Genomic DNA, 329 nt, shown 5'->3' with positions numbered 1-329 from the left:
GTAGCCGTATCGGAAGGTGCGGCTGGATCACCTCCTTTCTAAGGATATATTCGGAACATCTTCTTCAGAAGATGCGGAATAACGTGACATATTGTATTCAGTTTTGAATGTTTATTTAACATTCAAAAAATGGGCCTATAGCTCAGCTGGTTAGAGCGCACGCCTGATAAGCGTGAGGTCGGTGGTTCGAGTCCACTTAGGCCCACCATTATTTGTACATTGAAAACTAGATAAGTAAGTAAAATATAGATTTTACCAAGCAAAACCGAGTGAATAAAGAGTTTTAAATAAGCTTGAATTCATAAGAAATAATCGCTAGTGTTCGAAAG

Annotated in this window: 1 tRNA gene; it reads left to right on the top strand. The window is 38.6% G+C overall.

The window, feature by feature from the left end:
• Positions 1-131: 131 nt before the first annotated feature.
• A tRNA-Ile gene (locus IDG66_RS13500) sits at positions 132-208 on the top strand.
• Positions 209-329 lie beyond the last annotated feature (121 nt).

The sequence above is a fragment of the Staphylococcus sp. EG-SA-18 genome (genome assembly GCF_017151825.1).
GTDB classification, from domain to species: domain Bacteria; phylum Bacillota; class Bacilli; order Staphylococcales; family Staphylococcaceae; genus Staphylococcus; species Staphylococcus aureus.
The sequence above is the reverse complement of the archived record's forward strand: the minus strand, read 5'-3'. Positions and strand labels throughout refer to the sequence as shown.